Here is a 2,418-nt window from a genome sequence, read left to right on the forward strand (position 1 = left end):
GCCATGGCTGCCGCCGGTTTGCCCATGTAATTTGCCACGATATCGTACCGGTCTGTCCCCAGCTCCGTGCGTCCGATATCCTTGATCCGTACCACGGAGCCATCGGGATTGGCACGGATGACAATGGCGGCAAATTCCTCAGGGGTTTTGAGCATATGTTGAACGATGACAGAGGCATTGATGCGCTGACCTTTCACAGCCGGCGTTGTGCCAAACTGACCAGCAGAGACCTCCACGTTGTAAGCCTTTAGCGCCGTAATCACATCTTCCATGGTCAGGTGGTAATCGGTGAGTTTGTCGGTGTTTACCCAGACCCTCATGGCATACTGGGTACCAAAATTTTCCACCTGGCCAACACCCGGCACGCGCGACAGTACCTTCTCCAAACTGGATTGGGCATAGTCCCTCAAGTCGTTGCCGTCCATGCTGCCGTCTTCGGAGACAAGGCCCACAATAATCAGGAAGTTCTTGGTGGATTTACTCACCGTTACGCCTGAGCGCTGGACTACTTCCGGCAGGCCTGCCATGGCAAGTTGCAGCTTGTTCTGCACCTTTGACCATGCGATATCCGGATCGGTGCCAGGCTTAAAGGTCAACTCCAGACGTGAGGCCCCGGATGACGAACTGGTGCCTGAAAGGTAGAGCATGTCGTCCAGGCCTGTCATCTTCTGTTCTATGATCTGAGTGATGGTGTTTTCTACGGTTTCGGCAGAAGCACCGGGATAAAACGAGTCAATGGCAATAGAGGGAGGGGCAAGCGGAGGATACTGTGATATTGGCAGGTTGTGGATTGCCAGGGCACCCAGCACCATAATTATGATGGCGATAACCCAGGCAAATACAGGGCGTTTTAGGAAGAATTTCGATAACATTATGTGCCTCTGTTTGTTTGCTTTTGCGGCTGTGCCTCATGTCCGGAGGCAGGTGGCCCGTGATTGTCTTTATTTTCATCAAATGGTATCACCCTCACTGATGCACCGGGGCGTGCCCTTTGCACGCCTTCCACTATTACCTGCTCCCCGGGGGTAAGGCCGGAGGAGACGAGCCACCTATCACCCATGACCCGGTCCAGGGTAAGCATCCGTTGCTCAACCTTGCCATGGGCATCAACGATCAGTGCAACAGGATTGCCCTTGGGGTCGCGTGAGACGGCCCGCTGGGGGATAAGGATGGCCTGTCTATTTACACCGTCCTGTACCTCTGCCCTGACAAACATGCCAGGCAGGAGGACATATTTAGGATTTGGAAAGACCACCCGTAGTATAACAGAACCGGTTGTAGAATCCACCGATACATCACGGAACTGAAGCCTACCCTTCAATGGATATTTCGTGCCGTCTTCCAATATGAGCGTGACTCTGTTCTGATTGGCTCCATCTTGTTTGATGTGACCCTCCTGTATACTTCGTCTGAGTCGCAGCAGTTGGGCGGTGGATTGGGTCACATCTACATAGATCGGATCAAGCTGCTGGATCACGGCAAGGGCGGCAGGCTGGTTTGCGGTCACCAGTGATCCATCCGTAACGCTGGACCTGCCGATGCGTCCCGACACTGAGGCGGTGATGCTGGTATATCCAAGGTTGATACTGGCCGTCTGAACTAGCGTTTTACAGTATTCAATGTCGGCCTTTACCTGTTGCAAGGAAGCAGCCGCATCGTCATAGTCCTGCCGGCTTACGGCATTGTCGGCGAGCAATTCCTTGTAGCGCTCGACCCTCATACGGATCGATGGCAGATTGGCTTCGGACTTACCAAGTGTGGCCCTGGCGTTGTCCAGCGCCGCCTGAAAGGGGGCTGGATCAATCTGATAGAGTACATCGCCTGCCCTGACGTCTGAACCTTCCGTAAACAGGCGTTTCTGAATGATGCCGCTAACCTGGGGGCGAACCTCTGCCGCAAGATAGGCTGCTGTTCTTCCAGGCAATTCAGTGGTAAGCACTACCACATCAGGTTGTACTGTCACCACCGCCACCTCGGGTGCCTCCATAGGCGGAGGACCTCCTGATCCGGGAGGTTTCCCACAGCCGACTAATATTACCACGCATATAAGGACCACCACGACAAATGTTACATTAATTCTGTAAGTTTTTTGCATGCAACCATCTCCATCATTAATATCTTATGTTACGCAAAAGCATAGCATAAATATGGTAAAATTGTATCTTCTTTATATTTCACGGTAAAGAAAGAAGGAGGACGCTTTGTGGCCGGGGTGCCCCACCCCCTCCGCCCCCTTCAGCCCCCCCCAGCAAGAGGACCAGTCCCCTTATTATAGACTTTGTGTGCGTAATCCTTGTCGGCAACAAAATTATAGAGCGTTTCGATTGCATGCGATACAAAGAAAGAAAGGGGCGGCTCCGCCCCCCTTCAGAACCCCCCGCAAGGGGACCAGTCCCCTTGACCCCGTAAAAATGCCAT

2 protein-coding genes are annotated in these 2,418 nt (G+C 53.1%); both read right to left on the bottom strand.

The features are described from left to right. Positions 1-872, bottom strand: an 872-nt coding sequence (locus tag HWQ67_RS16375) for an efflux RND transporter permease subunit (RefSeq protein WP_218253757.1), incomplete at its 3' end; no start/stop codon positions are given. Continuing rightward, positions 872-2,095, bottom strand: coding sequence for an efflux RND transporter periplasmic adaptor subunit (locus HWQ67_RS16380; protein ID WP_425340736.1), 1,224 nt, complete (start codon positions 2,093-2,095; stop codon positions 872-874). The genes HWQ67_RS16375 and HWQ67_RS16380, both read right to left, overlap by 1 nt. Between the last annotated feature and the right edge of the window lie 323 nt (positions 2,096-2,418).

Source organism: Candidatus Magnetobacterium casense (genome assembly GCF_019173545.1).
In the GTDB taxonomy this organism is placed as follows: domain Bacteria; phylum Nitrospirota; class Thermodesulfovibrionia; order Thermodesulfovibrionales; family Magnetobacteriaceae; genus Magnetobacterium; species Magnetobacterium cryptolimnobacter.